The 21105-nt window shown below is 74.5% G+C and carries 6 protein-coding genes; 4 read left to right on the top strand and 2 right to left on the bottom strand.

Features of this window, described 5'->3' with window-relative positions; genetic code table 11:
• The first annotated feature begins 59 nt into the window (after positions 1-59).
• From HTV45_RS01130 to HTV45_RS01115, 4 genes are all read left to right on the top strand, one after another.
• The gene (locus HTV45_RS01130; protein ID WP_215203637.1) at positions 60-1409 is read left to right on the top strand and encodes a lysine N(6)-hydroxylase/L-ornithine N(5)-oxygenase family protein; all 1350 of its coding nucleotides are present in this window, start codon (positions 60-62) and stop codon (positions 1407-1409) included.
• Between the two features lie 101 nt (positions 1410-1510).
• A complete protein-coding gene (locus tag HTV45_RS01125) occupies positions 1511-2569 on the top strand; it encodes an iron-siderophore ABC transporter substrate-binding protein (RefSeq protein ID WP_215203636.1) in 1059 nt (352 codons plus the stop codon).
• A gap of 98 nt (positions 2570-2667) precedes the next feature.
• Positions 2668-16908 (top strand): non-ribosomal peptide synthetase, encoded by a 14241-nt coding sequence (locus HTV45_RS01120; protein ID WP_215203635.1) that lies wholly within the window; start codon positions 2668-2670, stop codon positions 16906-16908.
• Complete coding sequence (locus tag HTV45_RS01115; RefSeq protein WP_215203634.1) at positions 16905-17114, top strand: MbtH family protein; 210 nt, start codon at positions 16905-16907, stop codon at positions 17112-17114. Before HTV45_RS01120 ends, HTV45_RS01115 begins: the two co-directional genes overlap by 4 nt.
• Before the next feature lie 428 nt (positions 17115-17542).
• Here the strand turns inward: HTV45_RS01115 and HTV45_RS01110 are convergent, their stop codons facing one another.
• Both HTV45_RS01110 and HTV45_RS01105 read right to left on the bottom strand, forming a co-directional pair.
• On the bottom strand, positions 17543-19345 hold the full coding sequence (locus tag HTV45_RS01110; protein ID WP_215203761.1) for an ABC transporter ATP-binding protein: 1803 nt from the start codon (positions 19343-19345) through the stop codon (positions 17543-17545).
• Positions 19346-19401: 56 nt separating this feature from the next.
• Positions 19402-21099, bottom strand: coding sequence for an ABC transporter ATP-binding protein (locus tag HTV45_RS01105; protein ID WP_215203633.1), 1698 nt, complete (start codon positions 21097-21099; stop codon positions 19402-19404).
• Positions 21100-21105: the final 6 nt, after the last annotated feature.

The following is a 21105-nucleotide window of genomic DNA, read 5'->3' as shown; positions in this document are numbered from 1 at the left end:
CGCCCCTCCTCCCGCAATTCCGAGGCCGGAGCACCGGCCGCCCGCACGATGGGAGTGACATGGCTCAGGTTCTTCCTGGCGACGCACCACCGGTCCACGACCTCATTGGCATCGGATTCGGCCCGTCCAACGTGGCGATGGCGATCGCGCTCAGCGAGCACAACGCGGGCGTCGGCAGGCAGGAGGCGGTCACCGCCCACTTCTTCGAGCAGCAGCGCACCTTCGGCTGGCACCGGGGCATGCTGATCGACGACGCGACGATGCAGGTGTCCTTCCTCAAGGACCTGGTGACCCTGCGCAACCCGAGCAGCGCGTTCAGCTTCCTGCGCTATCTGCAGAGCAGAGGACGCCTGATCGACTTCGTCAACCACAAGAGCTTCTTCCCGCTGCGCAGGGAGTTCCACGACTACTTCGAGTGGGCGGCCGCGAAGGTCGACGACATGGTCTCCTACGGCCACGAAGTGGTCGCAGTGGAGCCCGGCTTATGTGACGGAAGGGTCGAGTACCTGGATGTGACGGCCCGTTCGGGTGACGGGCTGGTGGTCCACCGGGCCCGCAACCTGGTCATCGGTACCGGTCTGCGTCCGCGCATGCCGGACGGCGTCGAACGTTCCGACCGCATCTGGCACAACTCCGACCTGCTGGCCAGGGTCGACGCCCTGGACGGCACGGACCCCACACGCTTCGTGGTCGTCGGGGCGGGACAGAGCGCCGCCGAGAACGTGGCCTATCTGCACCGCCGCTTCCCCGGCGCGGAGGTGCACGCCGTGTTCTCCCGCTACGGCTACAGCCCCGCCGACGACAGCAACTTCGCCAACCGCATCTTCGACCCCGAGGCGGTCGACGATTACTTCACCGCACCGGAGGACGTCAAACGCACCCTGATGGACTACCACGGGAACACCAACTACTCCGTGGTCGACAACGATCTCATCGAGGACCTGTACCGGCGGGTGTACCAGGAGAAGGTGCTGGGAACCGAACGGCTCCACTTCCACAACGTCTCCCGCGTCGTCTCCGTCACCGAGACACCGGAGAAGGTGCACGCCACCGTCGTGTCCCTGGTCACCGGGGAGAAGACCCCGCTCGACGCCGACGTCGTGGTCTACGGCACGGGATACCTGCCCGCCGACGGTCTGGCGCTCCTGGGTGAGACGGCCGGACTCTGCCACCGCGACGACGAGGGCCGGATCCGCGTCGGGCGGGACTACCGGGTCGCGGCCCGCCCCGAACTGCGGTGCGGCATCTACCTCCAGGGCGGCACCGAGCACACCCACGGCATCACCTCCTCCCTGCTGTCCAACATCGCGATCAGGGTCGGCGAGATCCTGGACTCGATCCTCGGCCGGGGCCCGTCCTCCCCCGCGGCACCCCGCCCCCTCACCGACGGCATCGGCACCTCCCGGTAACGCCGCCTCCCGAGTACCCACCCCCCACACCGCCGCGCACCGCCCAGGGCGTCGTACCGGCGGGCGCGGCACCCCTGTGACATCCCGTGAAAGGAACCAACGTGTCCACTGGAACACGCCCCGCGCCGGCGCGGATCGCCGGAGCCGTCACCAGGACGGTCGTGGCCGCCGTAGTCGCCGCGCTCGCCCTCACCGCCTGTGGGGGCGGGACCGACAGTTCCTCCTCCGGGCCGGACTCCCCGTCCCCGGCCGGCGGGGGCGCGGGGTCCGCGGCGTTCCCCGTCACGGTCGAGCACAAGTACGGCAGCACGACCATCGAAGAGGAACCGGAGAAGGTCGTCACGCTCGGCCTGTCGGACCAGGACGCGGTCCTGGCGCTCGGCGTCAGGCCGGTCGGCGCCGTCGACTGGTTCAAGGAGAAGCCGTACGGCAAGTGGCCCTGGACCAGGGAACTCTGGGGGTCCGACACCCCCGAGATCGTCGGCGAGCGCGACGAGTACAACATGGAGAAGATCGCCGCACTCCAGCCCGACCTGGTCATCGCCCAGTACTCGGGCATGAAGAAGGAGCAGTACGACACGCTCTCGAAGTTCACCAAGGTCGTCGCCCAGCCCAGGGACTACCCGGACTACGGCGCTCCCTGGCAGGAGATGACCCGTCAGGTCGGCACGTCGCTGGGCAAGGACGAGCAGGCCGAGAAGCTGATCGAGGACATCGACGCACGGTTCGGCGAGGTCCGCGACGCCAATCCCCGGTTCGGCTCCCTGACGCTGGCCGTGGCCGACAGCTTCGAGGCCGGCAAGTACTCGGCGTTCACCGCGACCGACCCCAAGGCGATCTTCTTCAAGGAGCTGGGCTTCCAGTCGAAGCCGGAGATCGACAAGCTGGCCAAGCCGGGCTGGAACGTGGCCGAACTCAGCGCCGAGAAGCTGAACGTGCTCGACGTCGACCGCCTGGTCTGGGTCACGTCCGGCACCGACGCCGACGACCGGATCAAGGCGGAGCCGCTGTACAGGAAGCTGAAGGTCAGCCAGGACAAGCGCGATCTGTTCGTCCCCTACCAGGACCCCGACATCGGCGCCGCGTTCTCCTTCAACACGGTCCTGTCGATCCCGTACGCGATCGAGGAGATCACCCCGCTGCTCACAGCCGTCGAGTGAGGCCCGCGGGCGGCGGGGGCCCGCGGGCCCCGCCCGCCGCGCCGGTCCGCCACCGTCACCCCGCACACCGACGCACATCAGGGAAGGGCTCTCCTACGATGTCTGACGCCGAGCCGGACCGGACGACCGGGACCTCGCTGCCCCTGACCGGCGGACAGACCGGTGTCTGGCTCGCCCAGCAGATCGAGCCGGACGGTTCGGCCTACCAGCTCGCGTACGTCCTCGACCTGCGCGGTGAGGTCGACACCGGCCGGCTGGCCGCCTCGGTCCACCGCGCCGTCCGGGAGACCGAGGCCCTGCACGTCCGTATCACCGCCGACGACGGGGAACCCCGGCAGACCGTCGTGCGGTCCCCCTTCGAGGTGCCCGTCCTCGACCTCCGCGGCGAAGGCGACCCGGAGCGGGCCGCCACGGCGTGGATGGAGGCGGACCGCGACCGGCCCGCGGACCTCGCCGGCGGTCAGCTGTTCGCCCACGCGGTGCTCCGGCTCGGCGACCGCCATGTGCTCTGGTACCAGCGTTACCACCACATCGTCGTCGACGGCATGGGCGTCACCCTGATCACCCGCCGCGCCGGCGATCTCTACACCGGGGGGGAGGAGGCACCCGCGATCCCCGACGGCGCGCTCTCCCGCACGGTCGCCGCCGACCGGGCCTACCGGGAGTCGCCCCGGCACCGGGCGGACCGCGCCCACTGGCTCGACCGGATGGGCGCCCGCCCCGAGCCGGTACGCCTCGCCGGGCGCGCGGCTGGACCGACGACCCGGCGGGTCAGGCGGTCCGCACTGCTCGGCGCACGGGACACCGCCCGGCTGGACGCCGCGGCCCGCGAGGCGGGCGTCCGCCCCTCCCGGCTGCTGATCACCGCCGTGGCCGCCTATCTGCACCGCGTCAGCGGCGCCCAGGATCTCGTCCTCGGCCTGCCGGTCACCGCCCGCCACGACGAGGCGACGGCGGACGTGCCCGGCATGGTGTCCAACGTCGTACCCCTGCGGGTGCCGGTCCACCCTGCGACCACCGGGGCCGAACTGGCGTCCGTGATCCGGGACGTCGTCGCCGAGGCCGTGGCACACGGGCGCTACCGGGCCGAGGACCTGGCCCGTGACCTCGGACTGACCGAAGGACTGGCCGAACTGGTGGGGCCGACGGTCAACATCCTCCCCTCCGGCGCCGGCCTGTCCTTCGGCGACCACAGCGCCGAGCTCCACCCGGTCCGGCTCGGGCCGGTGGGCGACCTGGCGTTCACCTTCTGCCGGACACCGGACGGACAGGGCGTCCGTATCCACCTCGACGCCGACGCCGACGCCGACGCCGGCGCCGACGCCGACGGGGGTGCCGGGGCCGGCGGCGAACAGACCCTGCGCGACCACGAGCGCCGCTTCCTCATCCTGCTGGACGCCCTGACCGCCGATCTCCACCGTCCTCTCGGACGCATCGACCTCACCGACCGCCGTGAACGCGAGCGGCTGCTGGACGAGTTCGGCGTTGCACCGCGGGAGGTGCCGGAGCTGACCTGGCCCGCCGCGTTCGAACAGCGGGTCCGCCGGGCGCCCGGCTCCGTCGCGCTGGTCTTCGAGGACCGCGAACTGACGTACGCGCAACTCAACGCCTCCGCCAACCGGCTGGCCCGTCTGCTGGTGTCCCGGGGGGTGCGCGCCGGGGACGTCGTCGCCGTGGCCCTGCCCCGTACGCCGGAACTCGTGATCTGTCTGCTCGCGGTGCTGAAGACGGGCGCCGCCTACCTGCCGCTGGACGCGGACCACCCGCGGGACCGCCTCACCCACATGCTGTCCGACGCGGGGGCCCGAGCGGTCGTCACCGTGCGGTCGCTGGATGCCGGCCTTCCCCCGGCGGCGGCCGGCCGTGTCCTGCTGGACGACCCGGCCACGGCCGACGAGTGCGCCGCACAGGACGCCTCCGACCTCGCCCTGCCGATCCCGCTCGACAGCGCCGCGTACGTCATCTACACCTCCGGCTCCACCGGCCGGCCCAAGGGCGTCGTCGTCACCCACGACGGCGTCGGCAGCCTGGTCGCGACCGCCACCGACCGGATCGGCGTGGACGCCGGCAGCCGCATCGCGCAGTTCGCCTCGGCAGGCTTCGACGTCACCGTCTGGGACCTGATCATGTCCCTGTGCGTGGGCGGACGGATCATCCTCGTCCCCGCCGGGCGCCGCGTCGCGGGGCCCGCCCTCACCGAGTACATCGCCGCGCACCGCGCCACTCATATGATCCTGCCGCCGTCGCTGGTCTCCGCGCTGCCGCAGGACTGCGAACTCCCCGACGGCGCCGTCCTTGTGGTCGGTACCGAGGCGGTGCCCGGCGAGCTGATCGCCCGCTGGGCCGGGCGGCTGAAGGTCGTCGTCGCCTACGGCCTCACCGAGGCGAGCGTCAACTCCACGCTGTGGATCGCCGATCCCGGCCGTCCCGGCCCCGCGCCCATCGGCCGGCCCGACCCCAACACCCGCGCCTACGTCCTCGACGCCGCGCTGCGCCCGGTCCCCGCCGGTGCCGACGGCGAGCTGTACATCGCCGGGCGTGGCCTGGCCCGCGGCTACCTCGGACGGACCGCACTCACCTCGGGACGCTTCGTCGCCGACCCGTTCGGCGCGCCGGGCACCCGCATGTACCGCACCGGAGACCGGGTGCGCTGGGCCGCGGACGGCAATCTGGAGTTCCTCGGCCGCGCCGACGGGCAGCTGAAGATCCGGGGACACCGGATCGAACCGGGCGAGGTGGAGAGCGTCTTCATGGCCTGCCCCGGTATCGCCCAGGCCGCGGTCCTGCCCCGGGACGACCACCGGGGCGTGACGCGTCTGGTCGCCTACGTCGTCGCCCGGACCGGTGACGCCGTGGCCGCCGCGCGGGCCCACGCCGCCGCCGTACTCCCGGACTTCATGGTCCCCTCCGCCGTCGTCGCCCTCGACGGCCCGCTCCCGCTGACGCCCAACGGCAAACTGGACGGCCGGGCGCTGCCCGCCCCCGACTGGACCGCCCTGAGCGGGGCGGACACACCGGCCACCCCGGCCGAGAGGACCCTCGCCACGCTGTTCGCCGAGATACTCGGCCTGCCGTCGGCCGGCGCCCACGACAGCTTCTTCGCTCTGGGCGGCGACAGCATCGTCGCGATCCGGCTCGTCGACCGCGCCCGCGCCGCCGGTCTCACCATCACGCCGCGTGACGTGTTCCGGGAGCGGACCGTGTCCGCCCTCGCCCGAGCCGCCGACCGCGCCGCACCCCCCGCGCCCCCTGCGGCCCCGGTGCGCCTGGACGAGGACGCGCTCCCCGTGTCGCCGCTCCAGGAGGGCTTCTTCTTCCACGCCCGCTACGACACCGGCGCCGCCGACCCGTACGTGGTGCGGGAACTCCTCGACCTCGCCGGCCCCGTCGACCCCGGCCGGCTGCGCGGAGCACTGCAGCGGCTGCTCGACCGGCACCCGCTGCTGCGGGCCTCGTTCCGCCAGCTTCCCGACGGCCGGGTCGTCCAGCGGATCGCGGACCACGCCGTTCTGCCCTGGCGGGAGCCTGCCCCCGGCGCGGCCGGACCGGACGCCGTACTGGCAGCGGACCGCGCCGAAGGATTCGACCTCGCCCGGCCCCCGCTGCTGCGGGCCTCCCTCATCCGGGACGGCCGGCGGCGGCGCCTGCTGCTCACCCTGCACCACATCGTCGCCGACGGCTGGTCCCTCGCCGTACTGCACCGCGAACTGCTCGCCGCCTACCGGGGCGAGCGGCTGCCGGAGCCCTTCGACCCGCGCCCCTACCTGACCTGGCTGGCCGGGCGGGACCTGGACGCGGCGCGCGACGCGTGGCGGGCGGCACTGGCCGGACTGCCGGGACCCACCCGGCTCACGGACTCCCTCGGCACGACGGCCGGGAACCGGACCCCCGCCCGGCCCGACCACCTCGACATCCGGCTGCCCGAAGGACTGACCGCCTGCGCCCGCGCCCACGGTCTCACCCCGAGCACCGCCGTCCACGGCATCTGGGGCCTGCTTCTCGGCGGCCTGACCGGTACGCGGGACGTCGTGTTCGGCACCACGGTGTCCGGCCGCGGCGGCACCGGCGACCTCGGCCGCGCCGTCGGCCTGTTCATCAACACCGTCCCGGTGCGGGTACGGCTGACACCCGGCGAATCCCTCACCGGGCTGCTGCGGCGCCTCCAGGACGAGCACGCCGCGCTGCTGGACCACCAGCACCTCGGTCTCGCGGACATCCAGCGGACCGCCGGAGGCGGGGAACTGTTCGACACCCTGGTCGTGTTCGAGAACCAGCCGGGCACCGGTCCGGCGGCCGGCGAGGACCCGGACACCCTGCACGTCACGGGCGTCGAGGTCGTGGACACGGTCCACTATCCGCTCGCCCTGATCATCGAGCCTGAGGACGACGGCCGGATGCGGCTGAGGTTCAGGTACGACGCGGCACGTCTCGGCCGGCCGGCGGTGACCGGCCTCGCCGACCGGTTCACCGGCCTGGTGCGGACGCTGATGTCCGATCCCGGCCGTACGGTGGCCCGCACCGCCCTGCTGTCCCCGCGCGAGCGGCAGCGTCTCGGCGAGCCGGACACCACCGCGCCCGCCGTCCCCGCCACCACCCTCGCCGCACTCTTCGCCGCCCGGGCCGCGCGTACCCCGGACGCCCCGGCGCTGGTCTCCGGGGGCGTCACGCTCACCTACGCCGAACTCGACCGGCGGGCCGAGGCGCTGGCCCGGCGGCTTCGGGCCCGCGGCGCGGGCCCCGAACGGATCGTCGCGGTCGCCGTACCCCGGTCGGCGGAGCTGGTGACCGCGCTGCTCGGCGTGCTCAAGGCGGGCGCCGCCTATCTGCCCGTCGACCTCGACTACCCCGCGGAGCGGGTCGCCCTCATGCTCGGCGACTCAGAGGCGGGGACCGTCGTGACCACCGCGGCGGCCTCCGCCCGGCTGCCGGAGACACCGGGTCTCGGACGCCTGCTGGTGGACGCCGCGGAGGACGTCCCCGACGCCCCGACGGAGCCCGTAGGCCCCGACCACCCCGCCTATCTGATCTACACCTCCGGCTCCACCGGACGCCCCAAGGGCGTCGTCGTCACCCACCGGGCGATCGTCAACCGGCTGGCCTGGATGCAGGGCGAGTACCGGCTCACCGCGGACGACAGGGTGCTGCAGAAGACCCCGTCCAGCTTCGACGTGTCCGTGTGGGAGTTCTTCTGGCCGCTCCTGGAGGGAGCCACCGTCGTCCTGGCCCGCCCCGACGGCCATCGCGACCCCGCCTACCTGGCCGAGGTGATCCGCACCGAACGGATCACCACCCTGCACTTCGTCCCGTCGATGCTGGCCGCGTTCCTCACCGCCATGGAGAGGAGAGCGGACGGCCAGGACTGGGCGACGGGGCTGCGCCGGGTCTTCAGCAGCGGCGAGGCGCTCCCCGGGGCGGACGCGGCACGCTGGCACCGGCTCACCGCCCGCCCCGGACACGGCCCGGTGCCGCTGCACAACCTCTACGGACCCACCGAGGCGGCGGTGGACGTGACCCACTTCCCGTGTGACGGCGGCGGCCACGCCACCGTGCCGATCGGCCGGCCGGTGTGGAACACCAGGCTCTATGTGCTGGACTCCTTCCTGCGCCCGGTACCCGACGGGGTACCCGGTGAACTCCACCTGGCCGGGGTCCAGCTGGCGCGCGCCTACCACGACCGGCCGGGACCGACGGCGGAGCGGTTCGTCGCCGATCCGTTCGGCCCGCCGGGTGAGCGCATGTACCGCACCGGGGACCTGGTCCGGCGCCGCCCCGACGGCGCCGTCGAGTACCTCGGCCGCACCGACCGGCAGGTGAAGATCCGCGGCAACCGCGTCGAGCCCGGGGAGATCGAGGCGGTGCTGGGCGGACTGGCGGGCGTCGCCCGGGCGGTGGTGACCGCCCGCGGGGGCGGACTCGTCGGATACGCCGTACCCGCGTCCGACGCCCCGCGGATGGACGGCGAGACCCTGCGCGCCGCGCTCGCCGACGCCCTGCCCGCCCCCATGGTGCCCCGCGCCGTCCTGGTGATCGGCGAACTGCCGCTGACCCCGAGCGGCAAGCTCGACACCGACGCCCTGCCCGAGCCGTCCGCCGCCTCCCCGGCCGGTGGACGCCCGCCGGCCGACGGGCCGGAACGCGTCCTGTGCGAGATCTTCGCCGACGTGCTCGGCGTTCCCGGCGCCGGCCCCGAGGACGACTTCTTCACCCTGGGCGGCGACAGCCTCACCTCCGTCGCCGTCGCCACCCGGGCCAGGGAGCACGGACTCGGCATCGGCCCGCGGGAGGTGTTCGAGCGGCGCACCCCGGCAGCCCTGGCCGCGGCGGCCGGCGAGCCCACGGCGCGGGACGCGGCGGGCTCCGGCGTCGCCGCCGCACAGGACACGTCCGGCGCCGGGGTGACCGCCCCGGCCACCGACGTCGGACGGACCGCTGCCGCCCTGAAGGCCCTCCTCGCCCGGCAGGAGAGCTCGGGCGCGGTGTCCGACCCCTCCCTGCTCGCCCTGCTGGAACAACTCACCGCGGCGGCCGGTGGAACCGCCGCCCCGCCCCTGCTCACCCCCGAGGAGACAGCCCGCGTCGAGGCCGCCGCCGGCACCTCCCGGGTCGCCGGCATCTGGCCGCTGTCCCCGCTCCAGGAGGGCATGTACTTCGAGGCCACCTACGACGCGGGGCAGACCCTCGACGTCTACCTCTCCCAGGAGACCCTGGACTTCGACCGACGCCTGGACGCCGGCCGGCTCCGCGCCGCCGGCCGGGCCCTCCTCGGACGGAACACCGGCCTGCGCGCCGGATTCACCGGCGACGGCCTGTCCCGCCCGGTGCAGTTCATCGCCGACCGCGCCGAGATCCCCCTCGTCGAGCACGACCTCACCGGACTGTCCGGCCGGGAACAGCGGGCCCGCGTGGACGCGCTCCTCGCCGCGGACCGCCGGCGCCGCTTCGACCTGACCGCCCCGCCGCTCGCCCGGCTGCTGCTCCTCCGCCTCGGCGACGGCCGGGACCGGCTCGTCGTCACCCACCACCTCATCGTCTGGGACGGCTGGTCCGCCTGGCTCTTCCTGGAGGAACTCTTCACGCTGTACGAGCGCGGCGGTGACACCACCGGGCTGCCCGCGCCCGGCTCCTACCGGGACTACCTGACCTGGCTGGACCGGCAGGACACCGACGCGGCCAGGACCGCGTGGCGCCGGGCGCTGGCCGGATTCGACGAGCCGGCCCTGCTCGCCCCGGCCGGCCGCGCCGGCGGCCCGGTGATACCCGAGGACCACGAGGTGACGCTGACCCGGGAGGCCGGCGACCGGCTGCGCACCGCGGCACGACGGCACGGGCTGACCCCGAACACCGTGCTGAACGCGGCCTGGGGCATGGTCCTCTCGGCCATGACCGGCCGCACGGACATCGTCTTCGGTACGGCGGTGGCCGGACGGCCCGCGGACGTCCCCGGCGCGGCGGACATCATCGGCATGTTCCTCAACACCGTCCCCGTCCGCATCACCTTCGGCCCCGGCGAAACCCTGCCCGGCCTCCTGCGCCGGATCCAGTCCGAGCGCGCTGCCGTCATGCCGTACGAACACCTGGGGCTCGCCACCCTGCAGCAGGAGACCGGCCACCGCCGGCTGTTCGACACCCTCTTCGTGCTGCGCTCGGCCGACGGAGAGGAGCGGTCCGCCGGTCTCCGGCGCCGGCACGGCATCACCGGCATGTCCAACGTGGACGGCACCCACTTCCCGCTCACCCTGATCGTCACCCCCGGGACGCGGCCGAGGGTGACCCTGGCAGCCCGCCCGGACCTGTTCGGCACGGACGAGGCGACGACGATCCTGGACCGGTTCACGACCGTGCTGGAACGACTGACCGAGGTGCTCACCGGACCGCGGGCCGGCACCGCGCGGACCGCCGCCGTCGACCTGCTGCTGCCGGCCGAGCGGGCCGTCCTCGCCGCCGCCCGGAGGACCACCCGGGAACCCCTGCCCGACGACACGGTCGCCGACCTGCTCACCGCCCAGACCGCCCGCACCCCCCACGCGGTGGCCCTGGTCTGCGGCGAACAGTCCCTGACCTACGCCGAGCTGGACGCGCGGATCAACCGGCTCGCCCGGCTGCTGCTCGCCCGGGGCGCCGGACCGGAGCGGGCCGTCGCCCTCGCCCTGCCCCGCTCCTCCGACATGGTCGCGGCGCTGTTCGCCGTGCTGCGCACCGGCGCCGCCTATCTGCCGCTCGACCTCGGCCATCCCGCCGAACGGCTGCGCCTGACGCTCGCGGACACCGGACCGCTGTGCCTGATCTCCACCGCGTCCGTGGCCCCCGCCCTGCGGGAAGCGGACGGGCCGCTCGTGTCCGAACTGCTGCTGGACGACCCCTCGGTGGCCGCCGCTCTCGCCGCGCTGCCGGGCGAAGAGCTCACCGACGCCGAACGCCCGGCGTTCGCCCGCGGAGTGCCCGGCCGGCTGGAACACCCGGCGTACATCATCTACACCTCGGGCTCCACCGGACGGCCCAAGGGCGTCGTCACCCCCTACCGCGGGCTGACGAACATGCAGCTCAACCACCAGCGGGAGATCTTCGACCCGGCCATCGCCTCCGCCGGGGGCCGCCGGCTGCGCATCGCGCACACCGTCTCCTTCGCCTTCGACATGTCCTGGGAGGAACTCCTCTGGCTCGTGGAGGGCCATGAGGTGCACGTCTGCGACGAGGAACTGCGCCGCGACGCCGGGGCGCTGGTGGCCTACTGCGACCGGCACCGTATCGACGTCGTCAACGTGACCCCCACCTACGCGCAGTTGCTGATCGAAGAGGGCCTGCTCGAGAAGGACGGGACGGCGGGCGGCCACCGGCCCGCCCTGGTCCTGCTCGGCGGCGAGGCCGTGTCCGACACGGTGTGGACCCGGCTGCGCCGCACGGAGGGAACGTACGGCTACAACCTGTACGGGCCCACCGAGTACACGATCAACACCCTGGGCGGATCCACCGCCGACAGCGCGACCCCCACCGTCGGCCTGCCCATCCGCAACACCCGCGCCCATGTGCTGGACCCCATGCTCCGCCCGGTCCCGCCGGGCTGCCCCGGCGAGCTGTACGTCGCCGGGACCGGACTGGCCCGCGGGTACCACGACCGCCCCGGCCTGACGTCGGAACGCTTCGTCGCCGACCCGTTCGGTGGGCCCGGTGAGCGCATGTACCGCACCGGTGACCTGGTCCGGCAACGGCCGGACGGACTCCTCGACTTCCTCGGCCGCACCGACGACCAGGTGAAGATCCGCGGCTACCGCGTCGAACCGGCCGAGATCGCCGCCGTCCTTGCCGGCCATCCCCGCGTCGCCCACGCCGCGGTCGTCGTGACGCCGCCCGCCGGAACCAGGCGCCTGGTCGGCTATGTGGTGCCGGAGACGGGCGCCGGGCGCGGGGAGGAACTGCTCCGGGACCTGCGCGACCATGCGCGGGCCGCCTTGCCCGACTACATGGTCCCCGCCGCCCTCGTCCCCGTGGACACCCTGCCGCTGACCGTCAACGGCAAACTCGACGTCCACGCCCTCCCCGCCCCCGACCTCACCGGCGCGGGCCCCGGACGGCCGCCCCGTACCCCGCACGAGGTGACACTGCGCGCGCTCTTCGCCGAGGTGCTCGGCCTGCCCGAGGAGGGCGTCGGGGCCGACAGCGACTTCTTCGACCTCGGCGGACACTCCCTGCCGGCCACCCGCCTGGTCAGCCGCGCCCGCGCCGCCCTCGACGTCGAACTGGCCGTCCGGGACCTCTTCGAGGCGCCCACCGTCGCGGAGCTGGCCCGGCGCACCGCCCGCTCGGCAGCCGCCGCCCGCCCCGCGCTCACGCCCGCGGTACGCCCGGCCGAGCTGCCGCTGTCCCACGCCCAGCAACGGCTGTGGATCCTCCAGCAGATCGAGTGCACCTCCGCCGCGTACAACTTCCCGCTGGTGATGAGGGTGCGCGGGCCGCTCGACCGCGCGGCGTGGAGCGCCGCCCTCACGGATGTGACGATCCGTCACGAGGCGTTGCGCACGCTCTTCACCGGACGGGACGGGCAGGTGTTCCAGCGGCTGCTGCCCCCGGACGAGGCCCGCCCGGAGGTGGCGCACCTCCGGGCGGCCGAGGACCAGGTGCCCGCCGTCGTCGATGCCGCGGTGGGCCGGCCGTTCGACCTCGCCCGTGAGATGCCCCTGCGCGCCACCCTGGTGGAGATCGCGCCCGACGACCATGTCATCGTGCTGCTGCTGCACCACATCACCACCGACGAGTGGTCGGACCGCCCTTTCCTGCGCGACCTGGCCACCGCCTACCGGGCCCGCACCGCCGGTACGGATCCCGACTGGCGGCCGCTGCCCGTCCAGTACGGCGACTACGCCCTCTGGCAGCGCCGGCTGCTCGGCGACCCGGCCGACCCCACAAGCCTGGCCGCCCGCCAGCTCGCCTACTGGCGGGCGGCGCTGGCGGACGCGCCGGAGGAGCTCGAACTGCCCGCCGACCGGCCCCGGCCCGCACGGCCCGTGTTCTCGGGAGCCGGCCTGGACATCGAGTTCGACCCCGTGGTGCACGAAGGGCTCGGCCGGCTCGCGCGGGAGACCGGTGCCAGCATGTTCATGGTGGTGCACGCGCTGGTCGCCACCCTCCTCCACCGCATGGGCGCCGGTACGGACATCCCCCTCGGCGCCCCGGTCGCGGGCCGGGACGAGCAGGCGCTGGACGACCTCGTGGGCTTCTTCGTCAACACCGTCGTGCTCCGGGCCGACCTCGGCGGCGACCCCGCCTTCACCGAACTGCTGACCAGGATCCGCGCCACCGACCTGGCCGCGTTCTCCCACGCCGACGTGCCGTTCGAAGCCGTGGTCGAGGCGGTCAACCCGACCCGGTCACTCTCCCGCAACCCCCTGTTCCAGGTGATGGTGGGTCATCATGTCCGCACCGACGCCGCGCTCGAACTGCCGGGCCTCACCGCGGAGTATCTGCCCTTCTCGGTCGACTCGGCCAAGTTCGACCTGGTCTTCGGCTTCACCGAGCACCGGGGCACCGACGGCGGGCAGGGCTCGCTCCGCTGCCGCATCGAGTACGCCACCGAACTGTTCGACGCCGAGACCGCCGGACGGATCGGGGAACGGCTGCGCGGGCTCGCCGCGGCGCTGGTCGCCGCCCCCGACCGCCCCGTCTCCCGGGCGGAGATCCTCTCCGCCGGCGAACGCCGGCTGGTCCTGGAGGAGTTCAACGACACCGCCCGGGAGGTCGAGGAGGCGTCCCTGCCCGACCTGTTCGCACGGCGGCTCGCGGAGCGGCCCGACACGGTCGCGGTCGTCGACCGATCCCGGTCGGTGAGTTACGCCGCACTCGACGCACGGGCCGACCGGATCGCGCGGCTGCTCACCGCGCGCGGCGTGCGGTCCGAGAGCGTCGTCGGCGTGGCCCTGCCCCGCTCGGCCGACATGATCGCCACCGTGCTCGCCGTGCTGAGGCTGGGCGCCGCGTTCCTGCCGCTGGACCTGGCACACCCCGCCGACCGCCTCGCCTACATGATCGAGGACTCGGGGGCGGCGCTCGTCGTCGGCAGCGAGCCGGTGGCCGGGAAGATCCCCCGGGTCGCGGACGTCCCCGTACTGCTGCTCGACGCCCCCGGGACCGCCACCGAGCTCGACCGGCTGCCCGCCACCCCCCTGGCCGTCCCCCCGGTCCCGCTGGAACGGGCCGCGTACGTGATCTACACCTCCGGTTCGACGGGACGGCCCAAGGGTGTGGTCGTCTCCCACGAGGGTGTCTCCAGCCTGGTCGCCACCGCCGTCGACCGGATGGACCTGCGGCGCGACAGCAGGGTGCTCCAGTTCGCCTCCATCGGCTTCGACGTCTTCGTCTTCGAACTGTCGATGGCGCTGTGCCGAGGGGGCAGCCTGGTACTCGTCCCCGACGAGGCACGGGTCGCCGGACCGGCGCTCACCGGCTTCCTCGCGGACCGGCGGATCACCCATATGATCCTTCCGCCGTCCCTGGTCTCCGCGCTGCCGCCCGGCTGCCGGCTGCCCCGGGGATCGACCGTCCTGGTCGGCACCGAGACGGTCCCGCCGGACCTGTTCGCACGCTTCGGCGCCACCGCACATCTCCTGTGCGCCTACGGGCTCACCGAGGCCACCGTCAACTCCACCCTGTGGTCCTCCCGGGAACACGGGGGACGCCCGCCGGGCCGGGTCCCCATCGGCCGCCCGGACCCCAACACCCGCTGCTACGTGCTCGACGAGCACCTCCGCCCGGTCCCGCCCGGCGTCGGGGGGGAGCTGTACGTCGCCGGGCGCGGCCTTGCCCGGGGCTACCTCGGCCGGGCCGCGCTCACCTGCGAGCGGTTCGTCGCCGACCCGTTCGGCCCGCCGGGCGGCCGCATGTACCGCACCGGGGACCGCGCCCGCCGGCGGGCCGACGGCAACCTCGACTTCCTCGGCCGGACCGACGACCAGGTCAAGATCCGGGGCTTCCGGATCGAACCGGGGGAGATCGAGGCCGCCCTCACCGGACATCCGGCGGTCGCCCAGGCCGCCGTGGTCGCCGACCGCGACGGGGACATCGTGCGCCTCGTCGCGTACGCCGTGCCCGACGGCGGTACGGAAGCCGACCCGCCGGCGCTGCGGGCCCATGTCCGCGCGCTGTTGCCGGACTACATGATCCCCGCACTCGTCGTCCCCCTCGACGGTCCGCTGCCGCTGACCCCGAACGGCAAGCTGGACCGCCGGGCACTGCCCGCACCCGACTGGTCCTCGATGACCGGTGACGCCCGCCCCGCCACCCGGACCCAGACCCGGCTGGCCGGGCTCTTCCAGGAGATCCTCAGGCTGGACGAAGTCGGCGTGCACGACGACTTCTTCGCGCTGGGCGGCCATTCGATGGCCGCGATGCGGCTGCTCGGCCGGATCCGTACCGAGTTCGGCGTGGAGCTCAGCATCCGCGACGTCTTCGACGCCCTCACCGTGGCCGGCCTCGAGGCCAGACTCGGCGGAGCGGAGAACACCCTGCCCGTCCCGCGTCCGGGCGGGGAGGGCACGCCGGTGGACCCCGGCCGGCCGGTCGCGCCGCCCCAGCGCCCGCAGTGGGACGCCCACCGGCGCGACCCGCGCTTCGACCACGCCCTGGTACTGCGCTCCCCGGGCGGAGTGGACCCCGGCGCCCTCGCCGACGCGCTCGCCGATGTCACGGCCCGGCACCAGCCGCTGCGCACCGCCTTCACCGCACGCGGCGCCACGGCGCACCCGCGGGAGGTCACGCCGCCCGCCCTGGCCGTCGAGGAGTGCGCCGGCCTCGACCGGCGCATCGCCGAACTGGCGGCCGAGGACACGGACCTGACGCGGGAGGCACCCCTGCGGGTCCGGCTGCTCACGGCTCCGGACGGCCGCCAGGCCGTCCTGCTGACGGCGCACTGGCTCGCCGTCGACGAGTGGTCGGTCGTGCCTCTGCTGCGGGACCTCGCCACCGCGTACACGGCCCGGACCCAGGGGCGCGAACCCGGGTGGGCCCCGCTGCCGGTGACCTACGCCGACTACACGCGCTGGGCCCGTGGCGCCCTCGGCGACCTCGCCGACCCGGACAGCCGGGGCGGGCGCCAACTCGGCCACTGGCGGCGCGTCCTGAGGGACGTACCGCGAGTGCTCGCCCTGCCGGCGGACCGGCCGCGGCCGGCGGGCGGTCCCCGCCGGACGGACGCCCCGGTCGGCTTCGTGCTGGACGAACGGCTGCACGACGCTGTGGACCGGCTGGCCAGGGCCACCGGAACCAGCCTGTTCATGGTGCTGCACACCGCCCTGGCGGCCCTGCTCACCGCGCACGGCGCGGGCACCGACCTGCCCATCGGCACCGTCGTCGCCGGCCGGACCGACGAGCGGCTGGCCGATCTGGTCGGCTGCTTCCTCAACACGGTCGTACTGCGCACCGACACCGCGGGCGACCCGACGTTCCGCCAACTGCTGGCTCGCGTACGGGAGACCACACTCGACGCCCTGGACCGGCAGGACGTCCCCTACGACGAGGTGGCGCGCGCGACCGGACTGGCGTCCGAGGGCCCCCAGGTCATGGTGGTCCACCACGAAGAGGCAGACCTGAAGCGGCTCGAGGGCGGCCTCGGATCGCTCGGGACCGTGCCCACCGGCTCGGCGCGAGCGGAGCTGACCCTGGGCTTCCACGAACCGCGCGGCGCCGGCCCGGTGCACTGCGCCCTCCTCCACACGACCGGCCCGCTCGCCGCCGCCTTCGCCCGGCGACTCGCCGGCGAACTGCCCGTCCTGCTGCGCGACGCGGCGGCGGACCCGGAACGACCGCTCTCCGAGCTGACCACCACACCGTCCACGAGGAGTGACCACGCATGACGACCAACCCCTTCGAGGACCCGCAGGGCAGCTTCCTGGTCCTGGTCAACGACGAGAACCAGCACTCCCTGTGGCCCGCCTTCGCCGAGGTGCCGGCCGGCTGGCGCGCCGTGTTCGGCGAGGACACCCGGGAAGCCTGTCTCGCGTACGTGGAGACCCACTGGACCGACCTGCGCCCGGCGAGCCTGGCCGCCCGCGACCACTGACCCGCCCCGGGCCCGGCACCCTCCGCGCCGTGCGGGGGCGGGCGGTCGTGGTGCCGGCAGGCGTGGGTGTTCTTCGTGCCGTCCATGGCCGCCGGTGGCACCGCTGCCCGGGAGGCCGCCGCGCCGGTGCGAGGCGGTCGGAGCCTGCGCGCCTCACGGTGTGAGCGGGGCGGACGCGGTGCCGGCGGCGGGTGTGGGCGGGCGTGTTCCGTGCGGCCCGTGCGGCTGTCCGTGATGTCGCCCGGAGGCCGGAGGGGTGACTGCGCCGGTGGGCGGTGGCCCAGGGTCGGGTGCGAACCCGTCAGGGGTGCGCGCCGCGGCGGGCGGCGGGCGGCTGTGGCGCCGCCGTCGGCCCGGCGGGGGAGGTGCCCGTGCCCCGGGTGCTTTCCTGGGCGGGGGGCCGCCGGGGCCGCCCGTCGGGGACGGCCCTACGCCCTGTCCCCCTCCGCCTGACCGCCCGCACCGGGGCGGCTGTCGGACCAGGCCGCCCAGAGTTCGGCGTAGCGGCCGCCCGCCGCGACCAGTTGTTCATGGGTGCCGGTCTCGACGACCCGGCCCTCGTCGAGGACGACGATCCGGTCGGCGGCCGCCGCCTGCGGCAGCCGGTGGGCCACCAGGAGACCCGTACGCCCTTCGAGGGCCTTCAGCGCGGCGGCCTCCAGCACGCGCGCTCCCGCGCTGCCCGCGTCGGCGGTCGCCTCGTCCAGGATGGCGATCGGCGGGTCGGCCAGGACCAGCCGGGCCAGGGCCAGATGCTGGGCCTGGGTCACCGTGAGCCGGTGCCCGCCCTCACCGACCACGGTGTCCAGACCGTCGGGCAGTGCCTCGGCCCACGGCAGGGCGCCCACCCGGTCCAGGGCCGCCCGCACCTCGTCGTCGCCGGCCTCCGGCCGGGCCAGCCGCAGATCCTCGGCCAGCGGGCCGGCGAAGACGTGGACCTCCTGGCTGATGAGCATCACCGCCCGGCGGACCCCGGACGGCCCCAGCTCACGCGCGTCCGCCCCGCCCAGCGTCACCGACCCGCCCGACGGCCGGTGCACGCCCGCGATCAGCTTGGCCAGCGTCGTCTTGCCCGCCCCGCTCGAGCCCACCAGCGCCACCCGTTCGCCGTTGTTCACCTCCAGGGAGACGTCCCGCAGCACCGGTTGTCCGGGCACGTACGCGTGATGGAGCGAGGAGACCTTGACCGAGCCGTCCACCGGCACCGCCGCGCCGTCCGGCTCCGCCGGGGCGGCCAGGCCGGACACCCCGACGAGGCGGGCGAGACTCGCTCCGGCGGACTGCACGTCGTCGAGGAGGAACAGCGCGGCGTTGACCGGGTTGAACAGGCTGTGGAAGTACAGGGCGGCCGCGGTCGCCGTGCCGATGCTCACCGATCCGTTGTCGACCAGCACGAAGCCGGTGACCAGGACCGAGGCCATACCGATGTATTCGGCGAGGTTGAGCCGGGAGAAGAAGCCGGTCACGACGTGGATGCCGCGCAGCGCCAGGACGAGGGCCGCCGAGGACCGCCGCTCCATGAGGTCCAGATGCGTCCCGCTCAGCCGGAACGCGCGGACGGTGCGGACACCGCCCACGCTGTCCAGCAGCTGATGCTGGAGCGCGCCGGTGGCCACCCGGTGCTCCGCGTACACGGGCGCGGCCCGGCGCAGATACCAGCGCACGGCCATCACCTGCACGGGTACCGCCCACAGCGCGGCGATCAGGAACCGCCAGTCCAGCACGGCGAGTCCGGCCAGGGTCAGCACGATGGTGAAGGCGGAGCGGGAGAACTCCGGGAGGGCCTGCCGTACCGACTTGGCGATCACGGTGACGTCCCCGGTCACCCGGGAGACCAGGTCGCCCGAGCCGGCCTCCTCGACCCGTTCGAGCGGCAGCCCCAGCGCCCGTTCGACGAACCGCTCGCGCAGGGCGGCCAGTACGGTCTCGCCCAGCCGGGCGACGAGTGCGCTGCCGATCGCGGTGGCGCCGCCGCGCGCCACGGCGACCGCGACGAGCAGGACCATCGGCACCATCAGCGCGTCCGTGCCCCGCTGCTCCACCACCAGGTCGACGACGTGCCCCAGCAGGGGAGCCGTCAGCAGGCCGATGCCGGTCCCGGTGATCAGCACACCGACCGCCGCCAGGGCGAGGGGACGGTGGCCGCGCAGCATCGCACGCAGGGCGGCCAGCGTCTGCGCACCGGTCGCGGTCGGCAGCAGGGGGCGGTTGCGGGGGCCGGTGCGGCTCATCGTCTCCTCGGGCCGTGGGGCGTCGGCCGGCTCGGCGGGTGTGCTGCCCGTGGCGGTCACGCGAGGACCGCCGCTCGGTAGTCCGCGTCGCCGGCGACGAGTTCGGCGTGCCGGCCGGTCGCGGTCACGGTGCCGCCGTCGAGGACCACCACCCGGTCGGTCACCGCCAGCAGCGCCGGGCTGGTGGTGACGAGGACCGTGGTGCGCCCTCGCCGCGCCTCCCGCAACCGGGCGGCGATCCGCGACTCGGTGACCGTGTCCACCGCGGTGGTCGGGTCGTGCAGGACGAGGACCGGCCGGTCGGCGGCGAGCGCCCGGGCGAGCGCGACACGCTGGCGCTGGCCGCCCGAGAGGGACCGGCCGCGCTCGGCGAGGACGGTGTCCACGCCGTCGGGCAGCAGCCGGGCGACATCGTCGGCCGCCGAGGCGGTGAGCGCGGGCTCCACCGCGGCCGCGTCCATGTCCGCTCCGCCGCGCACGTTGTCCAGCAGACTCGTCTCGAACAGGTCCGCGTCATGGGGGGCCACCAGCACGGCGCGGCGCAGGTCGTCGGGGGCCGGCCCGGTCAGCGGCACGCCGTCGAGCTCGATCACGCCCTCGGCGGGGTCCGCCTCCCGGGCCAGACACCGCAGCAGGTCGTGGGCCGCGGCCGGATCCGAGGTCACCACGCCGGTGAGGCTGCCCGGGGCGAGGTCGAGGTCGACACCCCGCAGTGCCCCGAGGGTGACACCGCGCAGCCGAAGCCGTCCGGCGACCGGCTCGGGCAGCACGGCCCCGCCCGGTTCCACGGCGGCGGGGGCCGCCAGCACCTCCGCGATCCGGCGGGCCGAGGCGCGGCCCTGGGCCAGCTCGGCGTTGACGTAGGTGAGCAGCTGGAAGGGCCCCAGCAGGAACTGCGCGAGCCCCACCGCCGCCACCAGCTCACCGACACTGATGGCGCCGCGCATCGCCAGATAGGCGCCCACCAGGGCGATGAGGGCGATGAAGACGCCGGTCAGGGCGAGGACCGCGCCTTCGTGGCCGGCCCGGCTGCGGGCCGCCCGCAGCGCCGCGGACAGCGACTCCTGACTGGTCCGCCGGTAGCGGGACACGGCCGCCGGCTCGGCCCCCATCCCCTTGAGCACCCGCAGGCCCATGACCAGGTCGGCGGCGACACCCGAGGCGTGCGCGGCGCGCTCCTGCTCGGTCTCGCTGCGCCGTTCCAGCGGTCCGCTGATGCGGTGACCCAGCCACAGCAGAGGCGGAATGCCGAGCAGTACCAGCAGGCCGAGCGGCACCGAGATCCGCAGCAGTGCCACCGAGCTGACCGCGAGGGCCGCGATCGCCGAGGCACCGTACGACAGGGCGGTCACCGCGGCGCCCACGCGGCGCGCGTCGTTGGTGGCGATGCTGGTCAGGGCGCCCGGCAGCCGGCCGGTGTCGGCGCCGCCGCGCGGGTCGAGGACCCGGGCGCCGAGATCGAGGCGCAGCTGGTGTGTGGCCTGTTCGCCGGCGGCCTCCGTGATGCGGGCGCCCACGCGGTAACACGTGGACAGGACGAGGAAGATGACGGCGAGCAGGATCAGCAGCCGCACCAGTGTGCCGGACGAGCCCTTGGCCACCGCCTCGTCGATGATCACACCGACGACGACGGGCACCAGCGCCTCGCCCGTCTGATGCCCCATGCCCAGGAGCGAGGCGGTGACGACGCCGCGCCGCCGGTCTCTGATCGCTTCACGCAGGACGTGTCCTCCGGTCGGTCCTCCAGCCGGCATGGACGG

The sequence above is a fragment of the Streptomyces sp. CHD11 genome (genome assembly GCF_018638295.1).
Taxonomy (GTDB): domain Bacteria; phylum Actinomycetota; class Actinomycetes; order Streptomycetales; family Streptomycetaceae; genus Streptomyces.
Note: the sequence above shows the minus strand (reverse complement) of the source record. Positions and strands in the feature narration are given on the sequence as shown.